This window comes from Cysteiniphilum sp. QT6929 (assembly GCF_030035755.1).
GTDB classification, from domain to species: Bacteria; Pseudomonadota; Gammaproteobacteria; order Francisellales; family Francisellaceae; genus Caedibacter; species Caedibacter litoralis.
The window spans coordinates 64,272-83,784 of the sequence record NZ_CP103983.1 but is presented as its reverse complement, the minus strand read 5'-3'; the positions used below and the strand labels follow the sequence as shown (position 1 = coordinate 83,784).

Annotated in this window: 19 protein-coding genes; 3 read left to right on the top strand and 16 right to left on the bottom strand. The window is 39.7% G+C overall.

The features are described 5' to 3' along the window. Positions 1 to 222: 222 nt before the first annotated feature. From NYP54_RS00385 to NYP54_RS00355, 7 genes are all read right to left on the bottom strand, one after another. Entirely contained in the window at positions 223 to 558 is a 336-nt protein-coding gene (locus NYP54_RS00385; protein WP_283156667.1) for a 4a-hydroxytetrahydrobiopterin dehydratase, read from the bottom strand. Between the two features lie 68 nt (positions 559 to 626). Then, a complete protein-coding gene (gene phhA / locus NYP54_RS00380) occupies positions 627 to 1,451 on the bottom strand; it encodes a phenylalanine 4-monooxygenase (RefSeq protein WP_283156666.1) in 825 nt (274 codons plus the stop codon). Beyond that, the gene (fahA, locus tag NYP54_RS00375) at positions 1,423 to 2,772 is read right to left on the bottom strand and encodes a fumarylacetoacetase (protein ID WP_283156665.1); all 1,350 of its coding nucleotides are present in this window, start codon (positions 2,770 to 2,772) and stop codon (positions 1,423 to 1,425) included. The genes phhA and fahA overlap by 29 nt, the downstream gene beginning before the upstream one ends. Continuing rightward, positions 2,772 to 4,064 carry a homogentisate 1,2-dioxygenase gene (gene hmgA / locus NYP54_RS00370; RefSeq protein WP_283156664.1) on the bottom strand — a complete coding sequence of 431 codons (1,293 nt, stop codon included), beginning with the start codon at positions 4,062 to 4,064 and terminating at the stop codon, positions 2,772 to 2,774. The genes fahA and hmgA overlap by 1 nt, the downstream gene beginning before the upstream one ends. After that, entirely contained in the window at positions 4,057 to 4,701 is a 645-nt protein-coding gene (maiA, locus tag NYP54_RS00365; RefSeq protein ID WP_283156663.1) for a maleylacetoacetate isomerase, read from the bottom strand. The genes hmgA and maiA overlap by 8 nt, the downstream gene beginning before the upstream one ends. Positions 4,702 to 4,898: 197 nt before the next feature. Next, positions 4,899 to 5,981 (bottom strand): 4-hydroxyphenylpyruvate dioxygenase, encoded by a 1,083-nt coding sequence (gene hppD, locus NYP54_RS00360; RefSeq protein WP_283156662.1) that lies wholly within the window; start codon positions 5,979 to 5,981, stop codon positions 4,899 to 4,901. 347 nt (positions 5,982 to 6,328) lie between these two features. After that, positions 6,329 to 8,083: a DEAD/DEAH box helicase gene (locus tag NYP54_RS00355; RefSeq protein WP_151194226.1), complete on the bottom strand. Its 1,755-nt coding sequence runs from the start codon at positions 8,081 to 8,083 to the stop codon at positions 6,329 to 6,331. Between the two features lie 279 nt (positions 8,084 to 8,362). On the opposite strand from NYP54_RS00355, the gene NYP54_RS00350 reads away from it, so the two are divergent. The 3 genes from NYP54_RS00350 (at position 8,363) to NYP54_RS00340 (ending at position 11,238) form a co-directional block, all read left to right on the top strand. Next, positions 8,363 to 8,887: a chorismate lyase gene (locus NYP54_RS00350; protein WP_283156661.1), complete on the top strand. Its 525-nt coding sequence runs from the start codon at positions 8,363 to 8,365 to the stop codon at positions 8,885 to 8,887. Between the two features lie 225 nt (positions 8,888 to 9,112). Beyond that, complete coding sequence (ubiA, locus tag NYP54_RS00345) at positions 9,113 to 9,946, top strand: 4-hydroxybenzoate octaprenyltransferase (RefSeq protein WP_283156660.1); 834 nt, start codon at positions 9,113 to 9,115, stop codon at positions 9,944 to 9,946. Between the two features lie 38 nt (positions 9,947 to 9,984). Continuing rightward, entirely contained in the window at positions 9,985 to 11,238 is a 1,254-nt protein-coding gene (locus NYP54_RS00340) for a linear amide C-N hydrolase (RefSeq protein ID WP_283156659.1), read from the top strand. On the opposite strand, the gene NYP54_RS00335 is transcribed toward NYP54_RS00340, so the two are convergent. The 9 genes from NYP54_RS00335 to NYP54_RS00295 all read right to left on the bottom strand — a co-directional run bounded on the left by NYP54_RS00335 (position 11,235) and on the right by NYP54_RS00295 (position 19,399). Next, on the bottom strand, positions 11,235 to 13,271 hold the full coding sequence (locus NYP54_RS00335; RefSeq protein WP_283156658.1) for an NADPH-dependent 2,4-dienoyl-CoA reductase: 2,037 nt from the start codon (positions 13,269 to 13,271) through the stop codon (positions 11,235 to 11,237). The genes NYP54_RS00340 and NYP54_RS00335 overlap by 4 nt on opposite strands. Before the next feature lie 46 nt (positions 13,272 to 13,317). After that, complete coding sequence (locus NYP54_RS00330) at positions 13,318 to 14,865, bottom strand: DUF1186 domain-containing protein (RefSeq protein WP_283156657.1); 1,548 nt, start codon at positions 14,863 to 14,865, stop codon at positions 13,318 to 13,320. Positions 14,866 to 14,876: 11 nt separating this feature from the next. After that, a complete protein-coding gene (locus NYP54_RS00325) occupies positions 14,877 to 15,047 on the bottom strand; it encodes a hypothetical protein (RefSeq protein WP_157968247.1) in 171 nt (56 codons plus the stop codon). Positions 15,048 to 15,111: 64 nt separating this feature from the next. Next, entirely contained in the window at positions 15,112 to 15,279 is a 168-nt protein-coding gene (locus NYP54_RS00320; protein ID WP_157968248.1) for a hypothetical protein, read from the bottom strand. A 5-nt stretch (positions 15,280 to 15,284) separates the two neighbouring features. Then, positions 15,285 to 15,521: a hypothetical protein gene (locus NYP54_RS00315; protein WP_206609097.1), complete on the bottom strand. Its 237-nt coding sequence runs from the start codon at positions 15,519 to 15,521 to the stop codon at positions 15,285 to 15,287. 2 nt (positions 15,522 to 15,523) lie between these two features. Continuing rightward, a complete protein-coding gene (ispG, locus tag NYP54_RS00310) occupies positions 15,524 to 16,729 on the bottom strand; it encodes a flavodoxin-dependent (E)-4-hydroxy-3-methylbut-2-enyl-diphosphate synthase (RefSeq protein WP_283156656.1) in 1,206 nt (401 codons plus the stop codon). 7 nt (positions 16,730 to 16,736) lie between these two features. Beyond that, positions 16,737 to 17,690, bottom strand: coding sequence for a transaldolase (gene tal / locus NYP54_RS00305; protein ID WP_283156655.1), 954 nt, complete (start codon positions 17,688 to 17,690; stop codon positions 16,737 to 16,739). A gap of 94 nt (positions 17,691 to 17,784) precedes the next feature. Next, complete coding sequence (epmA, locus tag NYP54_RS00300; protein WP_283156654.1) at positions 17,785 to 18,708, bottom strand: EF-P lysine aminoacylase EpmA; 924 nt, start codon at positions 18,706 to 18,708, stop codon at positions 17,785 to 17,787. Between the two features lie 154 nt (positions 18,709 to 18,862). Further along, on the bottom strand, positions 18,863 to 19,399 hold the full coding sequence (locus tag NYP54_RS00295) for a methylated-DNA--[protein]-cysteine S-methyltransferase (RefSeq protein WP_283156653.1): 537 nt from the start codon (positions 19,397 to 19,399) through the stop codon (positions 18,863 to 18,865). Positions 19,400 to 19,513 lie beyond the last annotated feature (114 nt).

Below are 19,513 nucleotides of genomic sequence, written 5' to 3'. Positions count from 1 at the left end.
CCTTTTGCTTTTTAAACTTTACTAAAATTTCCTTTTCTAACCGTAGGGGCGTATTGCATACGCCCTTGTATCTATACACCCTCACACATGTAGTAACAAATACAAAGATAAGTTAAACTTCAACTCCCCCTCACCCGCGCAGCTTAAGCTGCACGACCTCTCCCCTTGTGGGAGAGGTGCCAGGCATTGCAACTTATTCTTGATTCATTACATATTCAGCAATTAAACTAGCAGAGCATCGACTTTAGCGGCACAAATAAAATCATTTTCCGTCAAGCCATCAACGGCATGTGTTGTAAAATGCACCACACAACGATTGAAGCTTACCTCTAGATCTGGGTGATGCCCTTCACTATTGGCAACCCATGCCACGGCATTGACAAACGCCATGGTTTTATAAAAGCCTTTAAATTCAAATATGCGTGTTATTTTCTTGCCACATGCACTTAACTGCCACAATGGCAATTTCTGTAAGTAGCTTTGTGCTTCAACTTTTGTAAATGGTGTAAAATCACCATACTCACAAACTTGGCATTTCTTATCTAGTAAACTTTCCATAACATTTCCTTAACCTTTCAAAAATCATAGGGGCGTATTGCATACGCCATCACATCACATATTACATTTCATTCAGTCAACTCAAGTCCTTCATTTTCCAAAGGTTTTTCCTTTTTAGGAAACAATGCTCTAAACTCAGGTAAGCGCTGAGATTTTTTAATTAAATCAATAAAGTTGTCTTTTAATACGTTATAAATGCTTTCATAAGAATGGATGATATAATAAACCGGCTGATAAATATCGATACGATATGGCGTTCTTAATATATTTAAAGCATCAAATCGCTCATAACGCACCTTTGGATCTTCCAACGCATAAACCGTCTCACCCATTGATGATAAAATCCCACCGCCATAACAACGCAATCCCTGAGGGGTATTAATTAAGCCAAACTCAACAGTAAACCAATAAAAGCGCGCCAAAAGTCTTTGAATATCCGGTGTTTGCCCAACTCCTAGTTCTCCATAACGCTGCATAAAGTCAGCATAAACCGGATGAGCCAACATCGGGCAATGACCAAATAACTCATGAAATATATCCGGCTCTTGTAAGTATTTAAGCTCCTCTGGTGTGCGAATAAAGGTCGCACACGGAAATTTACGTTCAGATAATAATTTAAAAAAGCGATCAAAGCCAATCAATGCAGGTACCGGCTCCACAGCCCACCCCGTGACCTTCTGCAGTTTTTCATTAACCTCAGGAATCTGTGGAATACGATTAACTGGAAAATTAAGAAATTCCAAGCCTTTTAAATACTCATCACAAGCTCGCCCTTGAATAATCTTAAGTTGCGCTTCCATCAGTGTTTGCCACGTGTTGTTCTCTATCTCATCATAGACAACAAACCCACGATAATCTGGCTTTTTAGAAACATACTTGCTGTTTGTTTTCATGCTCATTCTCCCTTTGAGCGTTGTTGTTTGTAAGTGTAGCTGAAAATGGCACAATTTCGCCAGTTAGCTCGCCAAAACCGACTTTATACCCTTGCCCTTGGCAAAATCCTGCGATACGTGCAACGTCACCATCTTGTAAAAACACGCGCTTATCGCCATTTTTCAAGACAACTGGATGCTTACCACCTTCGGTAATTTCTAAGAAACAGCCCAAGCTATCTTTTGTTTTGCCACTTATTGTTCCTGATGCCAAGATATCTCCTGTCATCATCGGGCAACCGTTAACACTGTGATGTGCTAGCTGCTGCATCATATCCCAATACATGTATTTATAATTGGTGGTTGATATTACTTCATAATTTGGCTCTTTAGCGGGTTTAATCGATAATTGCAGCTCAACATCCACTGCCCAATGTTCTTTACGTTTAAGATAACTTAAGACTTCAGTGTCTTGTTTTGGTGATGGCACACGAAATGGCTCTAGCGCATCTAAGGTCACAACCCAAGCTGAAATAGAGGTAGCAAAATTTTTCGATAAAAAAGGTCCTAATGGCTGATATTCCCATTTTTGAATATCACGCGCACTCCAATCATTGACCAATACCATACCGATTACATGCTCAGGCGCTTGGTCAATTGTAATCGGTTGCCCATGCTGCGAAGGCATGCCAATAATCGCACCCATCTCCACCTCAACATCTAAGGCTTTAGATGGACTAAAGATCGGTGCCTCATCAGGATTTGGTTTAATTTGACCTTTTGGGCGCACGACTTCTGTGCCACTAACAACAACGCTTCCTGCTCGTCCATCATAGGCGACTGGTAAGTGTAACCAGTTGGGCAGTAATGGATTATCTTTATCACGAAACATCTTACCGACATTCTCAGCGTGCTCGCGTGAGGAATAAAAATCCGTAAAGCCTTTAATCTCAATCGGTAAATACAACTTGCAATCGCTTTGTTTGATTAGCACTTTATCTCTTAATGACTTGTTATCACGTAAGGTTGCTGTCTCGCTATTGAGTAAATCGCTGATGATTTGCCTTAATTCACGCACCTTTTCGCGCCCATGTTGAAACAGATCATTTAAAGCGCTCATTTGTGCTAAGTCCACATTAAACTCATGTAACAAGCCCTCGTTATAAGCTGCCTTTACATCTAAAATATATTGCCCAATTGCAACACCAATACGCTTTTTACTTTTATCTTCGCCAGTTTTGCTGAAAATGCCAAAAGGCAAATTTTGAATGGGGAAATGACAGTCTTTATCGACTGCAATAAATGATTTTAAGTTAGGGTTATTTGCTTTGATTGTTAACATTATTCAATGACCTCTTTTGTAAAATTTGCTTTTAATGATGACCAACAATTCAGATAATTCGGCTGACGCAGCTCACTCATTAATGCAAACTCGGTTAATTGCCATGGCAGACGTGATTCAAACATAAATGCCATGGTGTTTTGATAGCGTACAGGATTAAGCGTCATCTCTGATGCATTAATAAATGTATCATAATCAGGACCATGTGCCGACATCGGATTATGTACACTGATGCCTCCTGGCTCAAACCCTTCACCTTTAGCATCATAGACACCAGTTAATAATCCCATGCATTCGCTCATGATATTGCGATGATAATAAGGTGGTCTAAAGGTATCCTCACCAACCACCCAGCGCGGTGGGAAAATCACAAAATCAACATTTGCTGTACCCGTATTTAAGGATGGCGCAGTAAGTACTGTAAAGATACTTGGATCGGCATGATCTTTAAGCACGGTATTCACAGGGCAAAATAAATCAAGATCATATTTATACGGATATAAATTGCCATGCCACGCAACGACATCTAAAGGAGAGTGGTTAATCTCACCTTGCCATAGACGCCCTTGATATTGACTGTATAACAAAGCCTTTTGTGTCTTATCCTCAAATGAGGCAACAGGTGCTAAGAAATGACGCTCTTCTGCTAAGCCATTTGCACCTATAGGACCTCGCTCTGGTAAATAAAACGTACTTGCATTAGACTCGCAAATATAGCCACGTGCGTGCTCATCAAGTAGTTCAACAGAATAACGAACACCGCGTGGAATAACGACCACCTCATGTGGTCTTGCCTCAATCACGCCATATTCTGTTTTGAAGCGCAAGCGCCCTTGTTGCAATACATACAGCCAATCACCATCTGCACTGTAAAAATAACGATTCTCCATCGATTGATTGATCGCATATAGATGCACTGCTGCTGCCTCATTATACATCATGGTCACAAGCCCTTGTATCAGGTCTGTTTTCTCATGTGGAAAGCTCAAGGCACTCCAACGCATCTGCTCAGGAGGCGTCAACACATCATCTTGATGGTAGTGATTACGCAATAAACTCTCTTTAATCAATGTGAATTTCGGACTATGCAACACCGATGGACGAATACGATATTGCCATGCTTTAAAATTTTGCGCGCGTGGCGCGGTAAACGCACTGTTATTGACTTGCTCAGCATATAAGCCAAAGGGCGCTACTTGTGGTGAGTTACGATCTTGAGGTAATGCGCCTTTGAGCGCTTCACTTGCAAAATAACTATGAAATCCTAGCTGATAATCCACCATTTTATTCATGCTCCTTTAGCATAATCTGCTCGGGTGAGGCATGAAAAAACGCCGGATGCTTCATGGCATGCTCATAGATTCTCTGAATCGTTGGAAAGCTGCTGATATCCACATTAAAGCGCTTAGCATTAAACACTTGCGGGATAAGGCAGATATCTGCCAAGCTAATCTCATCACCAAAACAATACATGCCCGCCGTTTGCTGTAAGGTTTGCTCCAAGGCTGAAAAACCTAATTGCACCCAATGTGCGTACCATTTATTAATATGCGTCTCATTTGCGGCAAATTCAGATTTCAAAAAATTAAGCGTGCCTGAATTGTTCAGAGGGTGGATATCACAAGCTATCGTCAAAGCAAAGGCTTTAACCTTAGCCTTTAATACGGGATCAATTGGGTAGATTGAATGCTTAGGATACTTATCTTCTAAATAATCAATAATCGCCAAAGATTGCGTGATAATGACATTACCATCTTGTAGCGCGGGCACGCGTGATTGCGGATTAATCGCTTTATAGGCGCTTGAGAATTGCTCGCCACCATGATTAATTAAGTGAATCTCTTTTGATTCATAACTTATTTTTTTAAGTTGCAAGGCAATGCGCACGCGAAAGCTTGCGGATGAACGAAAATAATCATATAAAATCATCTTATTTCCTTAGTTATTACTAGAGTTACGGACTTTTTCTATTTCAACACCCCGCCTCGCAAGCTCGGCACCCCTCTTGCAAAGAGGGGAATATAAAATCAACGCTGCCTAATTCCCCTCTTTTCAAGAGGGGTGTCAGCCGCAGGCTGACGGGGTGTTTATAAAATCATAGTTTTTTCTAAAGTGCATAACTCCAGTTATTTATGCTCTTGCGTACTTAGCACACCACGCTCGATTTGATCAAGCTCAATGGAGTCAAACAGGGCTTGGAAGTTGCCCTCACCAAAGCCATCATCACCTTTGCGCTGAATGATTTCAAAAAATACTGGACCAATCACAGTATTGGTGAAAATCTGCAATAAATAGCCACCATCTTTAGTTGGCGCACCATCGATTAAAATGCGATTTTTGTGCATGCGCTCAACGGACTCAGGGTGATACGGCAGGCGTTCATGCGTCTTGGTGTAATAGCTATCAGGCGTGTGCATAAACTCAACACCTGAATCTTTAAGCTTTTCAACCGTGGCAAAGATATCCTGACTTTCCAAAGCAATGTGCTGAATCCCTTCACCATTAAACTCACGTAAAAACTCTTCGATTTGCGAATGATCATCAGCAGATTCATTGATTGGAATTTTGATTTTCAAGCATGGGCTCGTCATCGCCCGACTCAACAATCCCGTGAGTTTACCCTCAATATCAAAGTAACGAATTTGGCGAAAGTTAAATAAATCAATATAGTAATCTGCCCATTTATCCATATTGCCGCGAAAGACATTATGTGTCAGATGATCGATATATAACAAGCCACACTCATTGTCTTGCATCTGAGCTTTCGCATCAGGAATCATCTCAAATAATCCACTGTCGATAATTGAAGAATAATCTGTTAAATAAAGCTTAGTATCGGCAATGCCATGGATGACTTCGATACTTTGACCATGCCAGTCATCCGTATTTTGCGTTTTCAATTTGGCACCCTTTTTAATGCAGTGAGCTAAGGCATGCTCAACATTTTCAACCACAAAACCCATACCACATGCGCCCGATTGATGTGTTTCTTTAAACGCTTTGGCAAAACCTTGTGATTCGTTATTCAACAAAAAGAAAATATCATTTTGTTGCCATAGTTCAATGGTTTTAGTTTTATGCTGTCCAACCAAGGTGAAACCCAAAAGGCTAAATAAATCACGCATTTTTTGCGGCGTTGTGCTGACAAATTCCAAGAAACTAAATCCACGTGTTCCCGCTGGATTTGTCGTTATATCCATTTTACTCATTCCAATCTCCTTGTTACTGTAACACCCATCATCAAATGATTTATGATGGGTATAGATCTCTCTTTACAAATAATGAAAAATCAATACAAAACGGAATACTCCAGATAGTAACTCACTGAATTATGTCAAGTATATACAGGAAGCGCCCCGTTTAAGTGGCGTTAACATAGCATAGCTTGGCTGGGTTTGCACCCAGATCACAACGGAAAAGGTGAAAAAATATTGAAATTATTTTAAAGATGAAATCATTCTACAGCCTAGAGAGTTACTTTGCGTACTCTGGCTTCGACTAACGCTCAGCCAACACTTCCGTAGGGGCGTATTGCATACGCCCTATGTCTTAACTATTATCTTTTATCTTCTTTGATTTCAAGCTTCTTACCAGCTACCCACACTTTCTTTAAATGCTCAATAACATTCTTTGGTGTATCACTCGGTAAATCAACGGTACTGAATTGATCAAATAATTTGATATGTCCAATATTGCGGCTATTAATACCGGCTTCATTGGCAATAGCACCAACGATATTGCGCGGCTCAACACCATCACTACGACCCACTTCAATGCGATAAGTCGTCATATCCATATCTGGTGAGCGACGCGATCCTCTATCACGATCACCACGTCCGCCACGCTCATCACGACGTTGTGAAAATCTGCTATCGCGATCATTTCTACGACCATCACGATCACCACGTCCGCCACGCTCTGAGCGATCAAAACGATCAGATCTTTCTGACCTTCTTGACTCTTGAACCTGAATTTCTTTAACAAAAAGCTTTTTGTCGCCTTGCGCTAAAAAGGCAAGTGCTGCCACCATATCATCGGCTTCAGCACCATATTCAGTCGCAAATTCCTGCATTAGTTCTTTAAACTTACTTAAGTCTTTATGACGGATAATCTCAGCAGTTTCATGCTTAAAGCGCGTAACACGCTTTTCAGTAATTTCTTTAGCACTTGGTAACTGCATCTCTTCCAAAGTATGACGAATAACACGCTCAAGCATACGTAGTTGACGCAAATCTCTGGTGTAAATCAATGAAATTGCATCACCCTCACGTCCAGCACGCCCCGTGCGACCAATACGGTGTACATATGCTTCATTATCTTGTGGTAAATCATAGTTAATCACGTGACTAATACGCTCGACATCCAAACCACGTGCCACAACATCTGTTGCCACAAGAATATTAATTTTAGAGGCTTTCAACTGGTCAATTATATATTCACGTTGGTTTTGTTGCATATCACCATTAATCGCTGCAGCCAAGTGACCACGCGCTTTTAAGCCATCAGCTACTTCGATGGTTGATGTTTTGGTTTTAACAAACACCATTACACCATCGGTATCTTCAACTTCTAATACGCGATCAAGCGCATCTAATTTAGATAAACCTTTGACCACTAAAAAGCGTTGATGAATTGTCTTAGCGGTTGCTGCTTTTGTTTTGATCTGTACTTTACATGGTTCACGTAGATATTCATTAACAATATCCAACACATCACGCGGCATGGTTGCTGAGAACAGCAAACGCTGACATGCTTCCGGCGTGTGTGACAACACCCATTTAACATCATCAATAAAGCCCATACGTAACATTTCATCCGCTTCATCTAATACTAATGCTTTTAATGCATCTAGCTTTAATGTGCCTTTACGCATATGATCCATTACACGACCTGCGGTACCAACGACAACCTGCACACCACGACGTAATGCCTGAATTTGACGACCATATTCTTGACCACCATAAATAGAAGCAACTTCAAGCTTGGCAATATTTTTAGAAAAAGATTCAAATGCTTCAGCCACTTGGATCGCAAGCTCACGTGTTGGGGTTAACACCAATACTTGTGGCATACGTTCTTTGCCAGATAAATCCATGTTATTTAGAAGTGGCAATGCAAATGCTGCGGTTTTACCGGTTCCAGTTTGCGCTTGTCCTAATACATCACGACCTTGCAATACAAAAGGAATCGTATTTGCTTGGATCGGTGTGGGTGTTTGGTAACCCATTGCTTCAATAGCTGACAATATCTTGTCGTTTAAGCCCAAATTATGAAAGCTTAATTCTTGAGATTCATTATTCTCGGTACTCATAGTGATTTAAAACCCAAAAGTTATGATACCCATCACTGCCCCTTCTGCGTTTTAAACGACTACAAACGATACGCGACGAGTATGTTGTTGATAAATTCAAGGCGCCATTGTACCTGAATAAACAAAAAGGTACAGAACTATTTAAAGTTAATTTGGTTAAAATAACATCAGACCTTTAAAGGCGCTTACGTAACCCAAAAATGTACGCCACAACTATTGGTCACAATCAATGTTCTATGATACCCTTAGCCAAATTTTTTTGGCAACTTATTTTGCTCTATGACTGATCACTGGAATACGAAAGAAACGATTACACTACCTGCCGAGCTTGAGCACTGGCTATTTAATGTCAAACGCTTGGGTGTCACTTTGGCGCAGTCCATCCCTGATATTGGCTTAAAGTGCATCAATGAATATCATGCGCCGATGGATGATGATGAAGCTGAACTTTTGAACTTAAATGAGCGCGCAAGTCGTATTCGCTTGATTAAACATCATCATCAAGATAACACTTATGTGTTTGGGCGGACGATTATCCCACAAAGCACTTATAAACGTTATCAAGATTGTTTTGATTCATTAGGTAACAACTCCATTGGTGAGCACTTTTTATTTAAAAACACGCATATCACACGTAGTGAGTTCTATGTCAAACACTGTTCTTTTGATCTCTTGAAGCACAAACTTAACTTAAATGATACCTTTCCCGCCAATCCATTATGGGTACGCGCATCCATTTTTACACTGGATGCTGAGCATCAGTTATTAATTGAAGAGTTTTTTGTGCATATACCACCTGTTTAAACTTAAGCAATACCCATCGTAAATCATTTTGCGGTGTTTACTTGTAAAGTAGTTTGTGAAGATTTTGGCAAGTCGGATTGCAGGTAATAGCTAGGACTATTATCAAAATTCAACTTGCCAAAAGCACGCAAAATACAAAGCAAAAAATTCTGTAAAATGGTTTATGATGGGTATAAAACAAGTATACTTAACCTCTTACTATAAATAATACTAATACCACTATATATGAAAGCATATTTTTACTTGATGCGCCTGCATCGCCCAATTCCTATCTTAATCATTCTTTACCCCACTTTATGGGGGCTTTTTGCAGCAACCTCTGCGCTACCTAGCTTCAAAGTGTTTATTATCTTTGTTCTTGGTGTGATTATCATGCGTACCGCTGGATGCATTTTTAACGACATTGCTGATCGCGATTTTGACGGCCAAGTCAAGCGCACTGCCACGCGCCCCATAGCAACAGGGGACATCACCGTTAAACAAGCTGTTTTCGTTGGTGTGTTATTACTTCTTATCGCTTTTATTCTTGTGTTACAGCTTAATCTTATGACTATTTTGCTATCGCTCATTGCTGTGATACTGGCGCTTAGCTACCCGCTTTTTAAACGCTTTTTTGCCGTCCCACAACTAGTCTTAGGCTTCGCCTTTAATTTTGGTATTATCATGGCTTATGCAGCCCAGATTAATCACATTCCTTTATCTGCTTGGATGCTCTATCTTGCCACCATTTTTTGGACAATCTCTTATGACACGATGTATGCGTTAGCTGACAAAGACTATGATCTAACACTTAACTTACACTCCTCTGCGATTACCTTTGGCAAACATAATCTTTTGATCATGAGTATTTTCCAGATACTAACCATTATTTGCCTCGCAGTCTTTGGCATGCTGCAACATTATAATACTGTCTTTTTCTTAGCCTTAGTCATCATTGCCGTGTTATTCTTCTATCAGCATAAGACGTGGCAAAAAGGTGGCATTGCCCAATGCATTAAGGCATTTTCAGATAATCATTGGGTTGGTCTTGTTATTCTATTGGCAATTTTGATGCAGTAGCTATACTTTATACATTCAATGCACAAAAAGGATTTTACATGCGCTATTTAAGCATTCTACTTTTAGGATATGTTCAGTTTGGTTTTAACTGTACTGATATTTTTATCAATAAAACCCCTTTTCATATCACGGCACGCACACTTGATTTTCCATTAAAGCTATATACTCAAAGCTTTGAAACTTATAGTTGGTATCAAAAGATATTTCAAACAGATATTAATCTCACCCACATCACTTCTCGTGCTTTTAGCTTTTATACTGGATATCTTGATGTTGAGAATACAACTAATCTCATTGCCAATCGCGATAAAGTCCCCGAAGATAAACTTGCTCATTGGCAAAACAAATATGGTTTTTTCGGACGCTTAGGTTTTATTGGTTATACCTTAACCGATGGCATAAATACACAAGGCGTAAGTATCGCAGCGCTTTATTTACCAGGCAGCGTTTACCCCAAATACAATCCTCATGACCCGCGTCCAGCACTTGGAATTTATGATTTATCCAATTTTATCTTAGGCATGGCAAATTCAACTCAAGATGCATTAAAGCTTATTATGCAATATCAACTTGTCGAATCAGCCATGTATGCCACCAGTGGCTTATACATCAAGGATATACCGTTACATATTGTCATTCGTGATAAAACAGGACACAGTGCCGTCATTGAGTTTATCGATGGCAAAACCGTTATTTATGACCATGCCACGAATGTACTCACCAATGCGCCTGATTATGAATGGCAGATTAAAAACCTGACACACTATAAAACGTTAAGTGATAAAGATGCCAAAGCAAGTCTGCCGTTTGCTCATTTTATCCCTGACTATAAAACAGTAATTAAATATGCACAACCTGAGGATGCTGGTCTTCTTGGCATGCCTGGAGATTACACATCCGTCTCACGCTTTGTACGCGCTAGCATTCTAACACGTGAATCGCCAACGCCACAAAACACAGATCAAGCACTTTACCAAGCCAATACAATTCTCTCAAGTGTGACCGTGCCCTACTATGAGGCAACGGCAACCTTATGGCAATCAATTAAAGATCTTGATAATAAACGTATCTACTATCGTGATTTACTGTATTACGATCGTGATCGCATCAAACAAAACACCTTAAACAACGGCTTTGTTGAATATGACCTAACAAAGATAGATTTTGTGGCATTTACGCCAGAGCAATTAAACTCAGGGCTAAAGATCACCCCCGAGGATCAGATTTCAGGGGTATTATCCATTAATGATATTCCAGGATTAAATGATGCCAAAAATTTAGGATTTAACTAAAGCGTTAATGCTAGCTCAGTTGCCTCTTTAATTGCACGCTTCGCATCAACCTCTGCAGCAACATGTGCACCACCAATGATGTGCACATTTTTAATGCCTTGATCTATTAAGCTATTGTATAACGATCTATCTGATTCTTGTCCGGCACAAATCACCACTTGATCAACATCAAGTAGCTTCTTCTCACCTTTAAGTGTGATATGCAAACCAGCATCATCAATTTTGTCATAGCTCACGCCACTTAACATCTTAACCTTTTGATGCTTCAAGGTGGTGCGATGAATCCAACCAGTTGTTTTACCTAGACGCTTGCCGAGTCTTTCATCTTTGCGTTGCAATAGATAAACTTCCGCTTCCGGCACAGGCTCATGCGGTTTGGTCAAACCACCGCGATGCGCCAACGTCACATCAACTCCCCATTCGTGATAATAGTCTTCCGTATTCTCACCAATTTTTTTACCGGCAAACACCAGAAAAACAGAGACATCAAAGCCAATGCCACCGGCACCAATAACTGCGACCTTTTTACCAGCTGCCACTTCACCATTTAACAGCTGCATATAGTTAATAACCATTGGATGATCAATCCCATCAATCTTAGGAATCCGAGGCATAACACCTGAAGCAATCACAATCTCATCATAATTTAGCGATTTTAAATCCTCTGCATTAACTTTGGTATTAAGCTTAACATTGACCTCATTCGCATTTAACTGATACTCAAAATAACGCAACGCTTCAGAGAACTCCTCTTTACCCGGCGTTTTTGCACTTAACTTAAACTGCCCTCCGACCTTATCAGATGCTTCATAGAGATCAACTTGATGCCCACGCTTGGCAAGCTCAATTGCCGCAGTGCAGCCAGCAGGTCCCGCACCAATCACAGCAATACTCTTTTTATCTGTGGCAGGTTTTGATTGCATGACACTTTCATTACAGGCATAAGGATTGACCAAGCAAGAAGCTTGTTTGCCAACAAAGACATGATCTAAACAAGCCTGATTACACGCGATACAGGTATTAATCGCTTGGGATTGGTTATTTTGTGCTTTTTTGACAAAATCAGGGTCAGCCAATAATGGACGCGCCATTGAAACAAGATCTGCCTTTTGTTTTTGTAAAATATCCTCAGCCACTTCAGGTGTATTAATACGGTTAACACAAACGATAGGAATATTAATATGCTTACGGATTTCCTCGGTAATCGGCACAAAAGCGGCACGTGGCACTTGCGTGCTAATCGTTGGGATACGCGCTTCATGCCAGCCAATCCCTGAATTGATAATGGTAACACCTGCCTTTTCCAAGGCTTTAGCTAAAGTGACAACTTCATCAAAACTGCTACCCTTTTCAACCAGATCAAGCATCGATAAACGAAACATAATAATAAATTCTTCACCGACTTTCTGGCGTGTTGCTTTGATGATCTCAAGCGGCAGACGCATTCTATTTTCAAAGCTACCACCCCATTTATCTTTACGTTTATTGGTATGCTCAACGAGAAATTGATTGATCAAATACCCCTCAGATCCCATGATCTCAACACCATCATAACCTGCCTCTTTAGCAAGTTTAGCCGCACGAGCGAAGTGTTTAATCGTGCGCTTAATACCACAGTTACTTAATGCTCTGGGTTTAAATTTATTCATCGGCGCTTTAAGTTTTGAAGCACTGACACACAAAGGATGATATCCATAGCGTCCAGCGTGTAAAATCTGCATCAAAATCTTGCCATCTGCTTTGTGAACCGCCTCAGTCACTAACCGATGTTTTCTAACTTCCTTTTGATTGGTTAACTTAATCGCAAAGGGGTAAAGCCACCCTGAGATATTAGGTGCCACACCTCCTGTGACAATTAAACCAACACCACCTTCAGCGCGCTTTTGATAGAAATAAGCCAAACGCTCAAACCCACCTTTTTGCTCCTCAAGACCAGTGTGCATCGACCCCATTACCACGCGATTTTTTAACGTCGTAAAGCCCAAGTCCAAAGGTTCTGATAATAATGGATAAGGATTTTTTTGATCCGTCATAACAATATAAACTCCTCTTTTACTTTTCTCTAAGGTTAGAAAAGAATTATGAATTCAGTAAACAGCATTTCTTATATTTTTTACCACTCCCACAAGGGCAAGGGTCATTTCTGCCTGCTTTCTTTTTGCTTCTTTCTTTATTTGAGAATAATAATTGGTCATTAGAATGATTAGAAACACTCGATTCATGAAACATCGCCCATGTACCAAAAGTTGATTGTATGTCATCAATAAAATGATAGGGTGAGGTTCTACAATCATCTGCCTTATTTTTAATTTTATCCACGGAGCTTCTAATAGATTCAAGACCATAATGATCAATATCAATTTTGTTTTGTATAATCAACTCTTGCAGCTTATTTAACAAATGAAGTGAATCACTTTCTAAAATACAGCTACCTACGGATGTTACCATCTCTTTTTGCTCTTTTGCTATATTGCTATATTTGTAATTCAAATAGTAATCTAGTTTATTCTCAAAAGTTGATTGCTCAATTTTGCCCATAACTTTTAAGGTGACAATAGAATGTATCGCAGCACTACGTGCATAAAAATAAGCATCACTATCTTTGATTAATTTATCTAGTATTGAAAGGTCACCATTATAAGTTGAAGCTATTATATTTTTAAGATCATAACTTGTTATCAAATCACCCAATAATTCATTATCTCTATCTAATTGCATTATCTTAATAATTTTTGGATACGCTCGCTGATCCCTAAAAATGCTAAGCAAATAAAATGCATACATAAACAAGGTGGTGTCGTATTTATCTATACCTTTATTAGCAATTAAGTCATCAAGACAACCAAGCAACATTGGTGAGATGTCATCTTTATAATGAATTGCAGCAGCTAACTCTGTTTCAGGGAAATAGGTATATCCAATTTCATTAAGCTTTTTATACACTGTAGCTGCATTTGGGTAATTGTTTAAATCATCTGCTGTTGCTGCTCTTAGTTTCTTACTCCTGAGTTTTTTTGATTCAAGTTTGTTTTTCTCGACATCTATCCCTGATTTTTTGATGAATGAAGACATTATTTCTGATATTTCCTCCTCATCGGCAGGTCTGTTTGCCTTATATTTCCCTCTACTAGCAGAGCCTAATAAATTAGGTAATCTAAGACCATTTTTAAGTGTTTTTCTATCGCTCCAGAGTTTTTTATTATTCAAATTCTTTTGAAATTCATCCTGAGAATCAATAATCACTCTTAATATATTATCTTGATTGGTGGTTACACGTTGGGCATCTAACCATTTTATAAATACTACCAATACATTGGTAAGGCATTCTAATTTCAGGTCATTTTCAACAATCCAATATCTTGGGACATGACTACATAGGAAATATTTTAATTTTTTTTCATCCCAAAAGTTTGGTTTATTAAGATATAGTCTATACATCCACCAAAAAGAATCCCTTACTAAAATTCTTATGTCATCATTATCTAACTCAGATAACTCGTCTGGCTTCTTTACCAGAAACTCATCTAGATAATAGTCGCTCCAACTGTCTATATCTTTGATTGTCTGAGATGAGTACCACTCATCTTGAATTTCAAAATTATATCTTATTTCTACTGCATCACTCATTGCTTTAAATCCTAATGTTCTACATTCTTAAACTCTGGCACCACATAATCAAATGCATATGCCTTAATATCGTGCATTAGTAGCATGTACAACTTGAAATAACAACGCCTTGTTGCAAACTGCTTACTATCTTTGGTTGTATTAACCTCATGCAGTACCTCATCGTTTTTAATAGCTCTCATTACAAGTGAATAGCTACCACCCGTGTTTTGAGCGACTTTTTCATCTTGTCTAAGTTGAACTTATTCACGGCTTCACAAGTTTTTGATAGAAATAAGCCAAACGCTCAAACCCACCTTTTTGTTCTTCAAGACCAGTGTGCATCGACCCCATTACCTCGCGATTTTTTAACATCGTAAAGCCTAAATCCAAAGGTTCTGATAATAATGGGTAAGGATTTTTTTGATCCGTCATAATAATTAAACTCCTTTATGATTGATTGCCTCAAAGTGCTCTCTTAACGTTTTACCACCAACAGTAATCCCTTCAAGTGCGACTTTTGTTTCCTTAAGCGTCAGCGTATTTCCTTCAATTGCGTTAGAGTGATACGTCCAGTTTAGAATAAGATTTTCATGTAAATTATGAACAACCTCTTTTGGCAAAGGACGATATGCATCAAGCTTTTGCTTCATTAAAGTATATTTGCTAAAGTCCATGGTTAATCTCTGTGATACTTTGCTTTAACATACTGATCAACGATCACCATAAATTCTTTAGCAATATGCTCGCCTCTTAATGTATGCTTTTTCTGTCCATCGATAAACACCGGGGCAACAGGTGCCTCACCTGTGCCTGGCAGGCTAATACCGATATTGGCATGCTTACTCTCGCCAGGACCATTTACCACACAACCCATTACCGCAACTTTCATGTTTTCAACACCGATATATTGATGTTTCCACATGGGCATTTGCTCACTAAGATAGTTTTGAATATCATTGGCAAGCTCACGGAAAAAACTACTAGTTGTCCGCCCACATCCAGGGCATGAGGAAACCGTTGGCGTGAACGCTCTTAAGCCCATCGTTTGCAAGATCTCACGACAGACTTTCACCTCATTGGTGCGTGGCGCACCTGGCTCTGGTGTTAAGGATACGCGAATCGTATCACCTATGCCTTGCTGTAATAGATAGCCCAGACTTACACTGCTGGCAACAATGCCTTTAATCCCCATCCCTGCTTCAGTTAACCCTAAATGCAAAGGATACGGGCATTCACGTGCAAGCTTTTGGTAAACTTCAATCAAATCCTGAACATCACTGACCTTGCATGATACAATGATTTTATCAGCCTTAAGTCCCAGACGCTCAGCGTATTCTGCACTTGATAAAGCCGACTCAATCAGCGCTTTGTGCATAATCTCACGCGCAGATAACGGTACCGTCAGCTGACTATTCTCATCCATTAGCTTTGCCAGTAGCGCTTGATCTAAGCTACCCCAATTGACACCAATACGCACTGGTTTATCATATTCAATCGCCTTTTGCACAATCTCAGCAAATTGTGTGTCCTTTTTGCGACCAAAGCCAACATTGCCTGGATTAATACGATATTTATCCAGTGCTTTAGCACATTCTGGAACGTCTGCTAATAATCTGTGACCATTGTAGTGAAAGTCGCCAACTAAAGGCACATCACAGTCCTTTTGTAATAAGCGCTTTTTGATCTCAGGGACGGCTTTAGCTGCTTCTTCATCATTAACCGTAATGCGCACAAGCTCGCTACCCGCGCGATGAAGTGCTAAAACTTGTGACACTGTTTTTTCAATATCGGCAGTCGCTGTATCCGTCATCGATTGCACGACAACCGGCGCTCCACCACCGATTGTGATATTCCCTACTTTTACCGCAATAGACTTATGCATAGTGTGGCTATAGTCCTAATTTATGTTCGATTAACTTCTCAAGTTTCACCGTATCAATGGCAAACTTACGAATACCTTCGGCTAATTTTTCCGTTGCCATTGGGCTTTCATTCATTGCCCATCTAAAATCACCTTCTGTTAATTTGCGATCTGGTTGATTGGTTTTCTCAATCTCAACTAACTGCCTATTTAACGTATTATCATCCTGCTGTAACTGCTGTAATAAATTTGGCGCAATCGTCAATGCATCACATCCTGCTAAGGCTTCCACTTGTCCCACATGGCGGAAACTTGCCCCCATCACAATTGTTTGATAACCATAACGCTTGTAATGCTGATAAATTTCTTTAACCGATAACACGCCGTTATCTTCACTGACATCAGGGAAGTTTGTTGCACCTTGCTCTTTCATATACCAGTCAGTAATGCGCCCAACAAAAGGTGAAATCAAAAAGACTTTAGCCTGAGCACAGGCGATGGCTTGGGCAATACTAAACATCAAGGTTAAATTACAGTTCACCACCTCTTTTTCAAGCACTTCAGCAGCCTTAATCCCTTCCCAAGTTGATGCAATTTTGATAAGCACACGCGATTTATCAACACCGGCTTCTTGGTATTTATCGATTAATCGACGCGCGTAATCAATGGTCGCCTCTGTATCAAACGATAAGCGGGCATCAACTTCGGTGGAAACACGCCCAGGAATTACCTTTAAAATCTCAATACCGAAACTTACTGCCATATCAAGCATTGCCTCATCAACGCGTGATTTACCACTTAAATGCGCACTTTTTGCCAATGCCTGCTCAATTACATAATTGTATGCAGGCATTTTAGCTGCATTTAATAACAAGCTTGGGTTAGTTGTTGCATCAACGGGTTGATATGCTTCGATTTGCGCAAAATCACCGGTGTCAGCAACCACTTTGGTCATTTGTTTTAACTGTTCTAATTTATTCATCTTGTTTTCCACTTTTATTTTTTTCTTTTATCTATTTGACTGTGTCATAGCATATAGTTGATTAGCTTCACGCTCAAGCTTTACGCCCAGCAATCTAGCAATATAACACTTCTTGTATATCCGCATAGCCCTCAAGACACATTAAAAGGCGATCCAAGCCTAAAGCAACGCCTGAGCACTCTGGTATGTGATCAAGACAAGCTAATAAGCCTTGATCAATAGGAACTGCTGCTTTACCAAGGCTTTGACGCAAATGTAAATCATGCTCAAAACGCTTTGCTTGTTCAATGGCACTTGTTAACTCATAATAACCATTGGCTAACTCAACACCTTGATAAAAAAGCTCAAAACGCTTGGCAACCATTTGCCCACTACTATCTGGCATCACGCACGCCAAGGCAGCTTGCACTTCAGGGTAATCATAGACAAACACAAATTGATGCGCTTTAAGTTTAGGCTCAATGACATGGGTAAATAATACATCTAAGCACTCGATATTATTTGGACTGGCTAAGCCTTGAATATCTCCCACATGCTGAGAAAGCGCTTTTTGCAAAGAGCTCAAATCTGCCGTATGTGGATTTATGCCTATCAACTGTTGAAATAATGCTTTATAGCTAAAATATTCAATAGATGTTTGCGGCTTCAATATAAGCAACATTTGTGCAATTTCCTCACGCAATGCCATATCATCCAATCCCACACGATACCATTCAAGCATCGTAAATTCATGGTTGTGATATTGCGCTTTAGGATCATCACGAAATGCTTTACAGATCTGATAAATACTGCCTGAACCCTGTGCTAATAATCGCTTCATCGCATATTCCGGTGAGGTTTGCAAAAAGCGTATGCCTGACTGGGTATCAATAGCAAAAGCATCGATATAGGGATCACTCACAGGATATGGGTAAGACAAAGGAGTATCGACTTCTAATACATCTCTTTTGGCAAAAAACTTGCGGATTTTTGTAATATATTCAGCACGCTGAATCAGTGCGCTATTTGATGGCAGCATAATCTAGATCATCTATATAAAGTGCCAATATTCTAACAAACAAATATGATGAAAATAACTGTTATTAGGTTTTGTGAACCAATTTTTATAATCACCAATGAAGGTGTATAAAGAAGTGTTATTGACTCACTGGTCAAACCAGTGGTTTACCTAATCAAGAGTTAGCACCACCCCGCTCAAGCTCCAGCAACTTCGCCTTATTATCTAATCCCCCACCAAAGCCCGTTAAATTGCCATTGCTGCCAATGACTCGATGGCATGGCACAATAATTGAAATCGGGTTTAAACCATTAGCAAGTCCAACAGCACGTGCTTTATTTTTATCACCCAAGCGCCTTGCCTGCTCGCCATAGCTTATCGTTTTGCCATAAGGGATATTACGAAGCTCTTGCCAGACACTTAGCTGAAAGTCCGTGCCATACGGGCATAATGGAATATCAAATACTTGACGTTTGCCCTTGAAGTATTCAGACAACTGAGTTTTTGCTTTAACGATTATCGGATGATTAACATCTTGCTTAAATGATTGAATACCCATCTGAAAAGCTTCTAACTGTGCTTCATGTTCCCAAAAGACATGATGAAGTCCTTTATTTGATGCAAATAAAATAAGCTCTCCAATGGGTGAATTCAGCCTATCATAGACGGTTTGATCAGGTAGAAGTTTGAAAAATTTCTGAATTCTTTTCATGGTTTTCCCTTTCGTTTTACTATGTAATGAATCAAGAATAAGTTGAGCTTTAATATTCCCTCACCCGTGCAGCTTATGCTGCATGAGCAATCCCTCAAGGGGAGAGGTACTAGC

Excerpts from the sequence above, each read along its gene's own strand:
- NYP54_RS00385 (WP_283156667.1), bottom strand. The coding sequence starts at position 558 with ATGGAAAGTTTACTAGATAAGAAATGCCAAGTTTGTGAGTATGGTGAT.
- phhA (WP_283156666.1), bottom strand. The coding sequence starts at position 1,451 with ATGAAAACAAACAGCAAGTATGTTTCTAAAAAGCCAGATTATCGTGGG.
- fahA (WP_283156665.1), bottom strand. The coding sequence starts at position 2,772 with ATGTTAACAATCAAAGCAAATAACCCTAACTTAAAATCATTTATTGCA.
- hmgA (WP_283156664.1), bottom strand. The coding sequence starts at position 4,064 with ATGAATAAAATGGTGGATTATCAGCTAGGATTTCATAGTTATTTTGCA.
- maiA (WP_283156663.1), bottom strand. The coding sequence starts at position 4,701 with ATGATTTTATATGATTATTTTCGTTCATCCGCAAGCTTTCGCGTGCGC.
- hppD (WP_283156662.1), bottom strand. The coding sequence starts at position 5,981 with ATGAGTAAAATGGATATAACGACAAATCCAGCGGGAACACGTGGATTT.
- NYP54_RS00355 (WP_151194226.1), bottom strand. The coding sequence starts at position 8,083 with ATGAGTACCGAGAATAATGAATCTCAAGAATTAAGCTTTCATAATTTG.
- NYP54_RS00350 (WP_283156661.1), top strand. The coding sequence starts at position 8,363 with ATGACTGATCACTGGAATACGAAAGAAACGATTACACTACCTGCCGAG.
- ubiA (WP_283156660.1), top strand. The coding sequence starts at position 9,113 with ATGAAAGCATATTTTTACTTGATGCGCCTGCATCGCCCAATTCCTATC.
- NYP54_RS00340 (WP_283156659.1), top strand. The coding sequence starts at position 9,985 with ATGCGCTATTTAAGCATTCTACTTTTAGGATATGTTCAGTTTGGTTTT.
- NYP54_RS00335 (WP_283156658.1), bottom strand. The coding sequence starts at position 13,271 with ATGACGGATCAAAAAAATCCTTATCCATTATTATCAGAACCTTTGGAC.
- NYP54_RS00330 (WP_283156657.1), bottom strand. The coding sequence starts at position 14,865 with ATGAGTGATGCAGTAGAAATAAGATATAATTTTGAAATTCAAGATGAG.
- NYP54_RS00325 (WP_157968247.1), bottom strand. The coding sequence starts at position 15,047 with ATGAGAGCTATTAAAAACGATGAGGTACTGCATGAGGTTAATACAACC.
- NYP54_RS00320 (WP_157968248.1), bottom strand. The coding sequence starts at position 15,279 with ATGACGGATCAAAAAAATCCTTACCCATTATTATCAGAACCTTTGGAT.
- NYP54_RS00315 (WP_206609097.1), bottom strand. The coding sequence starts at position 15,521 with ATGGACTTTAGCAAATATACTTTAATGAAGCAAAAGCTTGATGCATAT.
- ispG (WP_283156656.1), bottom strand. The coding sequence starts at position 16,729 with ATGCATAAGTCTATTGCGGTAAAAGTAGGGAATATCACAATCGGTGGT.
- tal (WP_283156655.1), bottom strand. The coding sequence starts at position 17,690 with ATGAATAAATTAGAACAGTTAAAACAAATGACCAAAGTGGTTGCTGAC.
- epmA (WP_283156654.1), bottom strand. The coding sequence starts at position 18,708 with ATGCTGCCATCAAATAGCGCACTGATTCAGCGTGCTGAATATATTACA.
- NYP54_RS00295 (WP_283156653.1), bottom strand. The coding sequence starts at position 19,399 with ATGAAAAGAATTCAGAAATTTTTCAAACTTCTACCTGATCAAACCGTC.